The 13,435-nt window shown below is 35.5% G+C and carries 11 protein-coding genes; 1 reads left to right on the top strand and 10 read right to left on the bottom strand.

Annotated elements, in window-relative coordinates; all coding sequences use genetic code 11:
* Nucleotides 1-41 precede the first annotated feature (41 nt).
* From APR43_RS13415 to APR43_RS13395, 5 genes are all read right to left on the bottom strand, one after another.
* Nucleotides 42-668, bottom strand: a complete 627-nt coding sequence (locus tag APR43_RS13415) for an alpha-ketoglutarate-dependent dioxygenase AlkB family protein (protein WP_053472329.1) — start codon at nt 666-668, stop codon at nt 42-44.
* A 7-nt stretch (nt 669-675) separates the two neighbouring features.
* On the bottom strand, nt 676-1,452 hold the full coding sequence (gene xth / locus APR43_RS13410) for an exodeoxyribonuclease III (protein ID WP_053472280.1): 777 nt from the start codon (nt 1,450-1,452) through the stop codon (nt 676-678).
* Nucleotides 1,453-1,523: 71 nt separating this feature from the next.
* A complete protein-coding gene (locus APR43_RS13405; protein WP_053472279.1) occupies nt 1,524-2,903 on the bottom strand; it encodes an exonuclease domain-containing protein in 1,380 nt (459 codons plus the stop codon).
* Between the two features lie 42 nt (nt 2,904-2,945).
* A complete protein-coding gene (locus APR43_RS13400) occupies nt 2,946-4,205 on the bottom strand; it encodes a Y-family DNA polymerase (RefSeq protein WP_053472278.1) in 1,260 nt (419 codons plus the stop codon).
* A gap of 130 nt (nt 4,206-4,335) precedes the next feature.
* Nucleotides 4,336-4,785, bottom strand: a complete 450-nt coding sequence (locus APR43_RS13395; protein ID WP_082356430.1) for a LexA family protein — start codon at nt 4,783-4,785, stop codon at nt 4,336-4,338.
* A 98-nt stretch (nt 4,786-4,883) separates the two neighbouring features.
* Between APR43_RS13395 and APR43_RS13390 the strand changes: the two genes are divergently transcribed.
* Complete coding sequence (locus APR43_RS13390) at nt 4,884-5,657, top strand: XRE family transcriptional regulator (protein WP_053472327.1); 774 nt, start codon at nt 4,884-4,886, stop codon at nt 5,655-5,657.
* Between the two features lie 103 nt (nt 5,658-5,760).
* Here the strand turns inward: APR43_RS13390 and APR43_RS13385 are convergent, their stop codons facing one another.
* From APR43_RS13385 to kdpB, 5 genes are all read right to left on the bottom strand, one after another.
* Nucleotides 5,761-7,479 carry an ATP-binding protein gene (locus APR43_RS13385; protein ID WP_053472277.1) on the bottom strand — a complete coding sequence of 573 codons (1,719 nt, stop codon included), beginning with the start codon at nt 7,477-7,479 and terminating at the stop codon, nt 5,761-5,763.
* A 216-nt stretch (nt 7,480-7,695) separates the two neighbouring features.
* The gene (locus APR43_RS13380; RefSeq protein WP_053472276.1) at nt 7,696-8,820 is read right to left on the bottom strand and encodes a universal stress protein; all 1,125 of its coding nucleotides are present in this window, start codon (nt 8,818-8,820) and stop codon (nt 7,696-7,698) included.
* Between the two features lie 211 nt (nt 8,821-9,031).
* On the bottom strand, nt 9,032-10,111 hold the full coding sequence (locus APR43_RS13375) for a porin (RefSeq protein WP_053472275.1): 1,080 nt from the start codon (nt 10,109-10,111) through the stop codon (nt 9,032-9,034).
* A 399-nt stretch (nt 10,112-10,510) separates the two neighbouring features.
* Entirely contained in the window at nt 10,511-11,062 is a 552-nt protein-coding gene (locus APR43_RS13370) for a K(+)-transporting ATPase subunit C (protein ID WP_053472274.1), read from the bottom strand.
* A gap of 133 nt (nt 11,063-11,195) precedes the next feature.
* Nucleotides 11,196-13,253, bottom strand: a complete 2,058-nt coding sequence (kdpB, locus tag APR43_RS13365; RefSeq protein ID WP_053472273.1) for a potassium-transporting ATPase subunit KdpB — start codon at nt 13,251-13,253, stop codon at nt 11,196-11,198.
* Between the last annotated feature and the right edge of the window lie 182 nt (nt 13,254-13,435).

The following is a 13,435-nucleotide window of genomic DNA, read 5'->3' as shown; positions in this document are numbered from 1 at the left end:
TTATTAAATGGTGAAAAAACTCATTTTGAATTGATTATAAATCATACACTACGTTTGGTTTGTCTAAAAGTAAGGTTGATTCTGGGCAAAACTTTGCGAGCTGTTTTAGGAACCTGATGCTGCCAAAAACTATTTGTGGTTCCCGCCATCAGTAAAAAAGATCCATGATGCAGCGGAATTTCGACCTGTGGAATTTCTTTGTTGAATTTATGACGAAGCCTGAACATTCTGGTTTCTCCAAAAGTCACCGAAGCAATAACCGGGTTTGGCCCCGTATTGTGTTCTTTATCGCTGTGCCAGCCCACGCCGTCATTTCCATCGCGGTATAAATTAAGTAAAACGGTATTAAAATCCAGCTGTGTTTCTTTTTCTACACGGCCTCTAATTTTTAGTAATTCATAAGTCCAGTCGGGTCCTTTTGGGTCTGCTCCGGGATTATCTTTGTCCTCATACCAGGCGATCATTCTGGGAACTGTATAGGTTTTATCGTAAATTTCCATTTCATATTCTCTCCATTTCGTTTTGCGAAGCAGTCTTTCATAAAAACGATCAGATTCTTCTTTGGTGAAGAAATTATCAATCAAAATCAATTCAGAATCAGGGATGTCAAATACTTTTTTTCCTGCCAAACCTGCGGTAAATAATTCGGTGTCGTTAAATAATGTCATTTTCCATTTATTTTTTGTCAATTTCAATCCAAACAGGAGCATGATCGCTTGTTTTTTCCCAGCCTCGCACATGACGGTCAACACCGCCCGAATGTAATGCTGAAGCTATTTGCGGACTCAGTAAAAAATGATCAATTCTTAAACCGGCATCCCGTTCGTAAGCATTTCTAAAATAATCCCAAAAAGTGTAAATTTTCTCGTCAGGATATAATTTCCGAATCGCATCTGTCCAACCTTGCGAAACTATAGCCGCAAAAGCTTTTCGAACTTCTGGCCTGAATAGCGCATCGTTAACCCATTTTTCGGGTTTGTAAACATCCAATTCTGTTGGCATAACATTAAAATCACCAATTAAGATTACAGGAATTTTTAAATTCAATAATGTTTGTGCGCGTTCATGTAAACGATCAAACCATTTTAGCTTATATTCAAATTTGGGTCCCGGCAAAGGATTTCCATTTGGAAGATAAAGGCAGGCGATCACGATTCCATTAATCAAAGCTTCGATATAACGGCTCTGAACATCTTCATCATCTCCCGGTAGAATGCGTGTTACCTCTTCAATTTCCATGTTTCGGGCAAGAATTGCAACACCGTTCCATTGCTTTTGTCCGTGCCAAATCGCATTGTAACCGGCATCATTAATCGCTTTAAGCGGAAAATTATCCTGTGGCGCTTTTAATTCCTGCAGGCAGACAATATCTGGTGCAGCTTCATCAAGCCAGTGTAATAATACAGGCAGGCGACCGTTGATTCCGTTTACGTTATATGTTGCTATTTTCATGGTACATTTAATTAGTTGTATTATTAAATTTACTGATTATTAAGCATTTAATCGAGATTAATTTAATATTCTTATTTCAGGAACTGCTTGTTAAAGAACACTTTACCCGGATGTTTTTCTGCGTAAGCAAAAATCAAATGTTCAATATATTGATTGCTTTTATAAGGCTCCGTATAGTTTTTTACTTCTAATGGATCATGAATAGAGACATCTGACGGAATATATCCCATGCCATGAAAATGTCCGTTTTCGATCCAAATGCAACTTCTTTCGTCTTTAGATCTTCCTTTGTCTATAATAGCAAAAGTGGGTCTGTTGGTCAATAAAAAATCAATAGCATTATCAACTTGTTCGTTATGTAGTACAACATCAGGCAGATCTTTTACTTCATTATTTTGAAAAAGTTCTCCTTCTTCCGGTCTGGTGTATTTGCAGAATCTATGGTCGATTTCAAACTGTTCTGCCAGACTTCGCAATAAATTAATTCCATCATATTGGCTGTTAAATTCATGAATGCAGATCTGAAATTTGCTTACTTTTCCAATGGCCAGATATTTATAACCATTTCGGGCTTCATACTGATAAATTCCAAATTTTGCTTCAAAGCGTTTTAAGGCCCTGTTGTAAGTTGGCCAGAGTTTTTTGATTTCGGTGCATTCTAATAAAAGTGCCATTAATTCTGTACCGCAGATTTCAAAAGAAATTCCGTGAATATCCCTTAAAAAGTGCTGCCTTTGCGGATTAATATTGTTACCGCTGAAATGCGAAGCAACACGTTTTTTTACATTAATTGCTTTTCCAACATAAATCACTTTTTTCTGTTGATTATAAAAATAATATACACCAGGTTTTTCAGGTAAATTATTAAAATCATCAGGCGGAAGATTTGGTGGCAAACGCTGATCTTGTGCCGTTTTTTTGATCATTTTATCGATTTCTCCCGCATCGTCCCATTCCAGTAAAAGCGAAAATAAAATAGCAGTTGCATCTGCGTCTCCGCCCGCGCGGTGTCTGTTTTCTAAACCTATGTTTAAGGAATTGCAGAGATTTCCTAAGCTGTAAGATCCTAAACCCGGTTTGATTTTTCTGGCTGCACGAACGGTACAAAGTTTTTTTGCAGACCATTTAAAACCCGCCTTTTCAAGCTGATGATGAACAAATGAATAATCGAAGTTGACATTATGAGCAACAAAAACACGATCAGTAAGCATTTCTAATACTTTCTCTGAAATATCGTCGAAAATAGGTGCATTAGCCACCATTTCGTTATTAATACCGGTTAATCCAAAAATAGAAGGAGGAATGTCCTGCTCTGGATTAACGAGTGTTTCATAACGATCAAGTACATTTTTACCATCATGAATAATAATGGCAATTTCTGTAATGCGGCTGCCACTGGCATTTCCGCCTGTGGTTTCAATATCGACTATGGCATATTCCGTATTTTTCATCTTTATATAACGTAAAACCGATTGTTTTTCTGTTGTTTACATTTAAACTTTAACCGTAATAGCATCCTTGAGTGAAGTAGAAAACTTAGGAGATAATCTGTTCTGTTTCATTTTCCACTGCCGCCCCAACGACTGTACACCAAATTTAATTTTATTATTACCGTAACTCTGGTTCATTTTATCAATCACACTCATTAAAGGCTGATGTTTAGGATTTGAAGTTTCGAATAAGTTAAGCTGTGTTTCACTATTTGGCGTTAAGCCCATTACAATTACACCCGCTTTTTTATAACGATAGCCTTTTTTAAAAATAGCTTTAAAACCTTTTTGTGCAGCCTCATTAAGTTCTATTGTCGAATTAGTTGGAAAATCAGTAGTGATGGTAATACTTCGTGAATATTGTGATTCTTCATTCTTTATAAAACTCGTCTGGATAAATACAGTTACCATATTGCAATGACACTCCTGACGTCTTAATTTTTCAGCGCAAGAAGCTGTAAATGTGCTGATTCGTTCCGAGATTTCTTCAAAAGTAGTATATCTTTTTTCAAAAGATCTCGTAGTCGCAATCATTTTACGGTCTGCGGCTTCTTCTAAATCTAAAGTTGGTTTTCCTTCTAATTCATGTTTTAACCGAAGCCCAACTACAGACATTTCTTTTCTTACCCAAGCGTCTGGAAATTGGGTAAAATCATAAGCTGTGATTATTTTTTTTAATTTAAGACGTTTGGCATGTTTTCTTCCAATTCCCCAAACGTCTTCAATTTTTGTCCACTTTAATGCTTTAATTCTTTTTTCTTCGGAATCGATACAATAAACACCCTGCGTACGATCTGCAAATTTTCGGGCAATTTTATTTGCTACTTTAGCCAAAGCTTTCGTAGGTGCAAAACCTATACTAACCGGAATTCCTGTTCCTTGAGTGACTTCTTTACGCATTTTTAAACCCAGTGTATTCAGGTCAAATAAATCGTAACCCGAAAATTTCAGGAAAGCTTCATCAATACTGTAAATCTCGATTTCGGGCGTATAAGTTTGAAGCAGGTTCATTACCCGATTGCTCATATCGCCGTACAACGGATAATTAGAAGAATAAACAAAAATGTTTTTTTCTTTAAAAACAGATTCATACTTAAAAGCCGGGATAGCCATTGGTATACCCAAAGCTTTAGCTTCATCAGAACGTGAAATAACACAACCATCATTGTTAGAAAGAATAACGATAGGTTTTCCTCTTAAATGTGGTTCAAATACTCTTTGGCAAGAAGCATAAAAATTGTTACAATCGACTAAAGCAAACATTTTCTAAATGTGTTTTTTTTTATTTCTATTTCTGTTCTGTCACCCTGAGCGAAGTCGAAGGGATTCATCGTATAAAGGTCTTCGACTTCGCTCAGACTGACAATCGACTTCGCTCAGCGTGACATTCAACTTAAAAAGTTTTAATACAATGAACCACAATTCCCCAAATCACAAAATTATTTTCCGGGGTTACTTTTATAGGCTGATAATCTTCATTTTCGGCAATAAGCCAAATAATGTCTTTTTCTATTTTGATACGTTTTACAGTAAATTCACCATCGATTTGGCAGACGGCAATTTTATTATTCTGCGGTTCCAGACTTTTATCAATAATCAATAAATCACCATCATTGATACCGACATTTTTCATAGAATGTCCTTTAACCCTTGCAAAATAAGTAGTGTATTTATGTTTGATGAATTCTTTGTTGAGATCAATCGATAATTCGATAAAATCGTCAGCAGGCGAAGGAAAACCTGCGCTGATACCAACGTCAAAAAAAGGCAGATTTACTTTTGAACTTACATCCGGAATGTACAATTCTATTGATTTTGTGGTATTTATATTGCTCAATTTCATAATCACTTCAAAAAAATGTTTTTTTGTATAAAGCAAAATTAGTACAGTTGATAACATTTTTTTATATATTTGCTGTTCCAAATTATAACAAATTAATTATGTCCTTATTTTCAGACAACATCAGAGCATTAAGGGTTAAGCATAAAATATCGCAGGAGAAATTAGCTGAGAACCTTAGTATTACCAGAGGAAGATACGTTAAATACGAAGATGGAACTTCGGAAGCACCGTATGATATTTTAAAGAAAATTGCCTTATATTTTCATATGAGTATTGACTTGATATTATCTGTCGATATACGCAAAATTGATGTGCAAAATTTGATAAAACTGGAAGGCAATCGACTTATTTTACCGATTCAAGTGGATAGTTTTGGAGAAAACTTTATTGAAATTGTATCTCAAAAAGCAAAAGCAGGTTATCTAAACGGATATGCTGATCCGGAATATATTGAAAGTTTACAGCAGATTACACTTCCTTTTTTAGGACCAGGAAAACATCGTGGATTTCCTGTTGAAGGTGATTCAATGCCTCCACACGAAGATGGTTCTATTATTATTGGCCGTTATGTGGAAAAGCTGGGAGAGGTGATGGATGGTAAAACCTATATTCTTATCACTAAGAATGAAGGAATGGTATATAAGCGTCTCAATAAAAACAAAAAGAACGCCTTGGTTTTAGAATCGGATAATAGTTTTTATCCAAATTATGAAGTGAAAGCTTCTGATATTTTGGAGATTTGGGAATACGAATGTAATATTGGCCGTTCGGATAAAAAACAAGAAATCACAGAAACAGGAGCAATGAAAGATTTGCTTTTAGAATTGAAAAGAGAAGTTCGAGAGATTAAGAATAATACTTCGAATACGTAATTTTTTTTGCCACGAAGGCACTAAGGCACAAAGCTATTCAAAAATCTTTCAAATTCTTTAAATAAACTTTGTGTCTTAGTGCCTTCGTGGCAGGAAAAAAAATCTAAACCTTCAACGAAAACCAAAACGTACTTCCCAATCCTAAATTACTTTCTACACCAACACTTCCATTTTGAGCTTCAATAAATTCTTTACTTATAGCTAAACCCAATCCCGTTCCGGATTTCTGACTTCCCGGAACCTGAAAATACTTATCAAAAACTTTGTCTTTATATCTTTTATCAATTCCTTTTCCAGTGTCGATAACCTGAAATACCATTTGATTATTTTCTTTTTTTAATTTGATGATAATCGTGCTTTTTTCAGAAGAATACCGAATCGCATTCGACAAATAATTAATCAAAACCCAGCCTGTTTTTTCGCTGTCGGCTTTTACGTCTTGCAGATTTTCATCGGCATCAATTAAAAGATTAATTTGTTTTTGATCAGCCTGAACTTTTACCGCTTCGACAGCATAATTTACAATCTCATGCGGATTACTTTTTTCAATATTCAGCTGAATATTTCCGGTTTCTAATTGAGACAGATTAAGCAATTCTCCTGTAATTTTCAACAATCGCTGACTGTCATCTTTTATACTTTCTACCAATTGTTTCTGGTCGTCGTTCATGTCGCCTGTTTTATTGTTTTCAAGCAATTGAAGACTTAATTTTATAGACGCAATAGGTGTTTTTAATTCGTGCGAAACCGTTGCAATAAAATTGGTTTTGGCAAAATCAAGTTCTTTAAAAAGCGTAATATTTCGCAGAATAATTACATCGCCAATATTGATTTCTTTTTCTTCACCTGTTGGAATTATGGTAATATTCAGGATTTCTTTTTCAAAATAACTTTCTTTTCCGTGCGCATAAATTTTAAGTGGCTGCTTTTTAGGAGTTTCTGAGTCTTCTTTCAAAATCAAAGAACGAATCAAATCATTGGACAAGGCTAGAGTAGAAGCCGATTTCCCGATAACATCTTCCAGTTTCAGACCAATAATTTTAAGTGCTTCATCATTGGCAAACAAAACTATTCCTTCGTGATCAAGGCCAATAATAGGATCGTTCATATTATTGATTAAAGTTTCCAGTCGTTTCTTTTCAAAAAAGAGTTTATACAAATTACTATCGTTATATTCCTGAAGTTTCTGCGCCATTGTATTAAACGATTTGGCCAAATCTCCAAATTCGCTATGACTTGTAAAGTGAACACGCTCTGAATAATTTTTATTGGCAATTTCCTTAATACTCAGCGTCAATTCCTTTATTGGATTGGCAATATTATTGGGTAAATTAATGAGTAAATTAAAAGCAATTAAAAAACATAAAGTTCCCACAATAGCAATCCATAAATTAGCATTTTCGGCGGTATGTTTGGCAATATCGCTTTTCTGTTTTATGGCATCCAGATTCAATTTCATAATAGTGAAAATGTCCTGTCTAACCTGTGTTTTTAAAGCTTCGTTAGAGCCGTTTTTTTCTAAAAGAGCAAAACTTTTTTCAAGACTTGCAGTTGCTTCTTTTTCTCCGGGTTCGGTAACATTTTGCGTTTGTTTTTCAAGATATTCCTTGAAAACATGAATCTTAATATCAGGGCTCGCTTTAATTTCATCCAAAGACAAAATCATATTTCGCGAATATTCCAGCGTATTGTAATTCGCTTTCAGAATATTCTCTGTATCCGCTTTTATCAAAAAAACAGAATAGCCGCTCACTAACGAAAGTATAATGATCATTAAAAATAACAATCCAACTCCCAGATTCAATTTGGTTTTAATTCTCATTTTATAAAACTTTTTTTTTGAACCATATAAGTAATATAAGAAAATATTAGAAGATGTATAGGAAACGCTTTGTGTCTTTTTTAACCGCAAAGAGGCCAAGGTTTCGCAAAGCAAACAAAGATTAGATTAAAAAAACTTTGTGTCTTAGTGCCTTCGTGGCAAACCAAACATCCTAATTAAAATGAACTTATATTACTTATATGGTTTAATATTTTTTCACGACAGGATAACAAGATCAACATTTGATAGAGACAGTTTGTTTAGCAAACGCCTAAAAATTGTTGTAGACAAAATTACTTTAAATAAATTCAAATGCGGTTTTCCTATGCAGACAGTTGTAATTTGTTTTTCTTCTGCGGTAATCAAAATTGCATCGGCAATATTTTTGTTTTCTAATTTAATTACTTCTGCGCCTAATTGTACGGCGAGTTTGAAATTGTTAATTAAATGTCGCTGTTTGTCCAAAGCAATTTTTGTACTGCTTTCCTGCGGAGTTTCTACATACAAAACATACCACGATCCATTATAATAACTTGCCAGTCGGGCTGCTTTTCTAATTACAATTTTGGCTGTTTTGTCATTACTGCTAATACAGGCCAAAAGTTTTTCATGTCTTAAAGCATGAAGATTCGGAACTTCATTTTCAACTTTTCGAACGACCTGACTCGCTACTTCTTTCAAAGCTAGTTCTCGAAGTTGTAAAATCTGTTCCGATTTAAAAAAGTTCGTTAAAGCCGTCTGAATTTTATCCGGAGTATAAATTTTTCCTTCCTTCAAACGCGCAATCAAATCTTCAGATGTTAAATCGATATTGACGACTTCATCTGCCAATCGCAATACATTATCAGGAATTCTTTCCTGAACATCAATGTTTGTAATTCGTTTTACGTCTTCATTTAAACTCTCAATATGCTGAATATTAACCGCCGAAATCACATTAATTCCAGCTTCCAGAATTTCTAAAACATCCTGCCAGCGTTTTTCATTTTTGCTTCCTTCAACGTTCGTGTGCGCTAATTCATCAACAATAACGACTTCTGGACGAAGATTGATAATCGCCTGAACATCCAATTCTTCCAATTCTTTTCCTTTATAGAAAATGGTCCGTCTCGGAATTATAGGCAAACCCGCTAATAATTCATGCGTTTCCTTCCGCATGTGCGTTTCGATGTAGCCAATTTTTACATCAATTCCGTTTTTCAATAACGAATGCGCTTCCTGAAGCATACGAAAAGTTTTGCCCACACCGGCGCTCATTCCAATGTAGATTTTAAACTTCCCTTTTCGTGATTTCTGAATTAAATCGAGAAAGTGCTGTGCGTTATTATTTTCGTTTTCCATATTTTTTGCCACGAAGGCGCTAAGTCACAAAGTTTTTTTTTAAAGCCACAGATTACATAGATTAAAAGGATTATTTTTTTTCGCCACGAATTACACAAATTTGCACAAATTTTTATTTAATATAATTCGTGAAAATTTGTGTAATTCGTGGCAAATAAATCTACACAAAGACATTAAAAAATTCTTTTAATCTGTGTCAAGAAATATTCTCCTAGAAACTAATCGCCAAGGAAGTCGTTACGAACGTATTCGTATCCGTTGGAAGATTGTCTTTATTTGTGAAGATTTCATCTTTACTTGAAAGATTTCTCGCTTCAATTCTAAACATAACATTATCAGTAACTAAGTAATCAAAGTTAGCTGAAAATCCATAAGTTTTAAAACCATTTGGAGTTTCAGTTGCGATAATTACACTTTTTTCGTCGCTATAATATTCACCGCGTGCTGCAAGCTGAATTTTATCTGTTGGTTTGTATTGTAGAATTAAAACCGGTGAAAACCAAGTATCATATTTATTACTGCTTTTAGCCGATTGCTGCGATCCAATATCAAAACCAGCTGTAATATTTGTCTTTTCCGTTACTTTAAATTGTCCGTAAAAGTTGTTGAAATAACGCCATTTTTTATCAATATCCGGTTGTTCATTTCCAACATATGTACTCCAATTCAAAGCAACCCGATCAGAAGGTTTGTAAGTAACCTGAGTTCCAAAAGCAGGCGTTTGATTGCCTTCTACTTTCTCAATTCTCTGCCAGCCATTCAAGTACATACCTGCCAAGTACCATTCTCCAGATTCAGATGTATAACCAATTTTAACTCCCGTTTCATAATAAGGAGAATTCTCAGCCATAATACTTCTCGTTAAAGTCTGACAGTCTTTTCCAATCGCACTTTCAAAGCCAATATGCGAAGGCATAATTCCCGCGTCAATCCATAAATTATGACTTTTCGAAATCTTTACACCAACATTTGCCTCGTAAACATTTTTCAATAAACCTTGTTCGGCAGCCATATTATATTCGGCATAAGTTCCCGCCATCAAAGCAAAATTTCCTCGAATATTTTCTTTCGAATAATTCACTTTTGCCATTCCTAAATTTAGGTTTACCTCGTTACTTTTATTATAACTGTAAAAAAATCCCGGGCGTGTATGATCTTCCGGTTTTGCAAAATCATAACTATAATAAGCGTCTACATATCCTGAAAACGTAAACGGACTTTTTGATTCTTCTTGTGCATGTAAATTGCTAAAACCAAAAGCGATTAAAGCAGTAAGTATTATTTTTTTCATTTTGTGGTATTCTATTATTTATTAGTAGATTTTTTAGGAGCTAATCCCGCTATCCGTTTCAATCTTTTGTATCTCGTTAAAGAAACGAGACACAAAAGGATTTCCACTGCTATCGGGGCTAGGGCACTTGGGGTAAAAAAGGCGTTTTTGTTTCCTGCAAGGTTTACAAAACCTTGTAGGTATTTAATTTTCAGTTTAGACTTGTTTGTCATTCCGAGGAACGAGGAAACTCCGCATAGAAATTCGCCAATCTTTGTCGAGCTACTTGTGGAGATTGCTTCGCCAGTTCGCTATCGCTCGTGTCCTCGTTCCTCGGAATGACAAGAATCACTGAATATCTTTGTCAAACCCGACAGGTTTTTAATCCCGAGGCTTCGGGACTGTCGGGTTTAAAGCGTATTATTTCAACTGATCCAGTGCCGCATTCAATTCCAAAACATTCACTGTTTCAGGACCAACGACAGCAGTATTAATTTTAGATTCAACCAAAGCTTTAACTTTAGTTTCATCCAGTTTTCTTTCTTTAGCAATTCGTTTAACCTGAATCAAAGCGCCTTGCGGAGAAATATTCGGATCTAAACCACTTCCTGAAGCCGTAACCATATCTGACGGAATATCAGATTTTTTCAAATATGGATGAACCAGTAAAAGTGTATCAATTCTTTTTTGAACTAAAGCCAAATAATCAGCATTACTTGGGCCTTTGTTGCTTCCGGCACTTCCCGCTGCATTATAATCAACAGCCGAAGGTCTTCCCCAGAAATAATTCGACTTATCGAATTTCTGACCAATTTTTTGATAACCAACAACTTTTCCGTTAACCGAAATAGTTTCTCCTTTTCCTTGATTTGGAGCAATTTGTGCGATTCCGTAAATCGCTAAAGGATAAATAACCGCAAACAAAATCAAAGTAAATACGGTAAGTTTTAATAGTGAAAATAGATTTTTCATTTCTTTTGAGATTCTAAGACTCTAAGATGCTAAGGTTCTAAGTTTTTTCTTAAAAGCTTATAGTTTAAAGTCTATGTTTTTAATTGAGTTTTTGTGAACCTGACAGGTTTTTAAAACCTGTCAGGTTTAATTTTTACATAAAAAGTGCGACAACTAGATCAATAACTTTAATTCCGATAAAAGGAACAATTAAACCACCCAAACCATAAATCAAAAGATTTCTTTTAAGGATGGCACTAGCTCCAATTGGTCGATAATCAACACCTTTCAGTGCAAGCGGAATCAATATCGGAATGATAATCGCATTGAAAATTACAGCCGATAAAATAGCACTTTCAGGACTATGCAAATGCATAATATTCAAACCTTGCAGCGCAGGAATCGCAGTAATAAAAAGAGCAGGAACAATAGCAAAATATTTCGCAACGTCATTTGCAATAGAAAAAGTAGTTAAAGTACCTCGAGTCATTAAAAGCTGTTTCCCAATTTCAACAATCTCGATTAGTTTCGTTGGGTCATTGTCAAGATCGACCATGTTTCCGGCTTCTTTTGCAGCTTGAGTTCCGCTGTTCATCGCAACACCAACATTCGCCTGAGCAAGGGCAGGAGCATCATTTGTTCCGTCACCCATCATGGCAACCAATCTTCCTTCGGCCTGTTCTTTTCTGATGTAATTCATTTTATCCTCAGGCTTCGCTTCGGCAATAAAATCATCAACACCAGCTGCTTCGGCAATAAATTTAGCCGTAAGCGGATTATCACCTGTAACCATAACCGTTTTGATTCCCATTCTTCGTAAACGCTCAAAACGTTCTTTCATTCCGGTTTTGATAATGTCCTGAAGTTCGATAACACCCTGAACTACATTGTCTTTAATAACAACCAGCGGAGTTCCTCCGTTAGACGAAATGGTAATAACTTGTTGCGCAGTATCTTCAGGGAAAGCATTTCCGGCTTGCTGTGCAATATTTTTAGCAGCATCTTGTGCTCCTTTTCTAATGTTAGTTCCGTCTTTTAATACTACTCCAGAAGTTCTGGTTTCGGCAGTAAATTTGATGGTATGTGAAATATCAGAAGTAGTTTTTAAAAAGCTCGCTTTCGTTTCACTTTTTACATCTAACATTTCACTTAATTCGAGAATACTTTTCCCTTCTGGAGTATCATCTGCAAGCGAACTCAAAACAGCTGATTTTACAAAGTCATCAAAAGAAATTCCTTTTGTTGGATAAAAATTAGTTGCTTTTCTGTTTCCAATGGTGATGGTTCCTGTTTTATCCAAAAGTAAAACATCAATATCCCCAGCAGTTTCAACCGCTTTACCAGATTTTGTAATTACGTTAGCTCGTAAAGCTCTGTCCATTCCCGCAATACCAATTGCAGAAAGCAGACCTCCAATTGTAGTTGGAATTAAGCAAACAAACAAAGCAATGAAAGCCGCGATCGTGATGGGTGCGTTGGCATAGTCGGCAAACGGTTTTAGCGTAACGCACACAATCACGAAGATTAAAGTAAATGCGGCTAATAAAATGGTTAAGGCAATTTCGTTTGGTGTTTTCTGACGGCTTGCTCCTTCAACTAAAGCAATCATTTTATCTAAAAAGCTTTCGCCAGGTTCAGAAGTAACTTTTACTTTAATTTTATCAGATAATACTTTTGTTCCTCCGGTAACCGAAGATTTGTCTCCGCCAGCTTCTCTGATTACAGGCGCACTTTCTCCGGTAATGGCACTTTCGTCGATTGTTGCCAGTCCTTCGATAATTTCACCATCGGCAGCAATTAAATCGCCAGCTTCGCAAAGGAAAATATCATCTTTTTTCAATGCCGAAGAACTGATGTTTTTAATTTCTCCATTAGGTAAAATTTGTCTTGCCGGAGTTTCTTCACGTGTTTTTCGCAAACTGTCGGCTTGTGCTTTTCCTCTTGCTTCGGCAATGGCTTCGGCGAAATTGGCAAATAAAAGCGTTGCCAGTAAAATTAAAAACACAATTAGGTTATAAGTAAAACTACCTTGGTCATTTGCACCCATTAATATTGAAATGCAGACAGCAAACATAATTGCAGTTCCAATTTCTACGGTAAACATTACCGGATTTTTGATCATCAACTTTGGATTAAGCTTCACAAAAGACTGCGCTAAGGCTTCTTTTACCTGTTTACTTTCAAACAATGATGTGGATTTATTAGTTGTCATTTTCTTGTAAAAAGTTAAATGTTATTTGTTAAATGTTGCGTTGGAAAAACGCATAGATTAGAAAACATAGCCAGCGGTTTCAACCGCTGGAACGCAACGTATATTACAATCTATGTTCCCGCAATTCGTTTCCCGTGGTTAAAACCACGGGCTATGTTTGAAATATTTTGCGTTTATTTTTA

The organism is Flavobacterium sp. NLM (assembly GCF_002210235.1).
Taxonomy (GTDB): domain Bacteria; phylum Bacteroidota; class Bacteroidia; order Flavobacteriales; family Flavobacteriaceae; genus Flavobacterium; species Flavobacterium panici.
The sequence above is the reverse complement of the archived record's forward strand: the minus strand, read 5'-3'. Positions and strand labels throughout refer to the sequence as shown.

Bases quoted from the DNA above. Each gene is read 5' to 3' on its own strand.
- APR43_RS13415 (WP_053472329.1), bottom strand. From the start codon at position 668: ATGACATTATTTAACGACACCGAATTATTTACCGCAGGTTTGGCAGGA.
- xth (WP_053472280.1), bottom strand. From the start codon at position 1,452: ATGAAAATAGCAACATATAACGTAAACGGAATCAACGGTCGCCTGCCT.
- APR43_RS13405 (WP_053472279.1), bottom strand. From the start codon at position 2,903: ATGAAAAATACGGAATATGCCATAGTCGATATTGAAACCACAGGCGGA.
- APR43_RS13400 (WP_053472278.1), bottom strand. From the start codon at position 4,205: ATGTTTGCTTTAGTCGATTGTAACAATTTTTATGCTTCTTGCCAAAGA.
- APR43_RS13395 (WP_082356430.1), bottom strand. From the start codon at position 4,785: ATGAAATTGAGCAATATAAATACCACAAAATCAATAGAATTGTACATT.
- APR43_RS13390 (WP_053472327.1), top strand. From the start codon at position 4,884: ATGTCCTTATTTTCAGACAACATCAGAGCATTAAGGGTTAAGCATAAA.
- APR43_RS13385 (WP_053472277.1), bottom strand. From the start codon at position 7,479: ATGAGAATTAAAACCAAATTGAATCTGGGAGTTGGATTGTTATTTTTA.
- APR43_RS13380 (WP_053472276.1), bottom strand. From the start codon at position 8,820: ATGGAAAACGAAAATAATAACGCACAGCACTTTCTCGATTTAATTCAG.
- APR43_RS13375 (WP_053472275.1), bottom strand. From the start codon at position 10,111: ATGAAAAAAATAATACTTACTGCTTTAATCGCTTTTGGTTTTAGCAAT.
- APR43_RS13370 (WP_053472274.1), bottom strand. From the start codon at position 11,062: ATGAAAAATCTATTTTCACTATTAAAACTTACCGTATTTACTTTGATT.
- kdpB (WP_053472273.1), bottom strand. From the start codon at position 13,253: ATGACAACTAATAAATCCACATCATTGTTTGAAAGTAAACAGGTAAAA.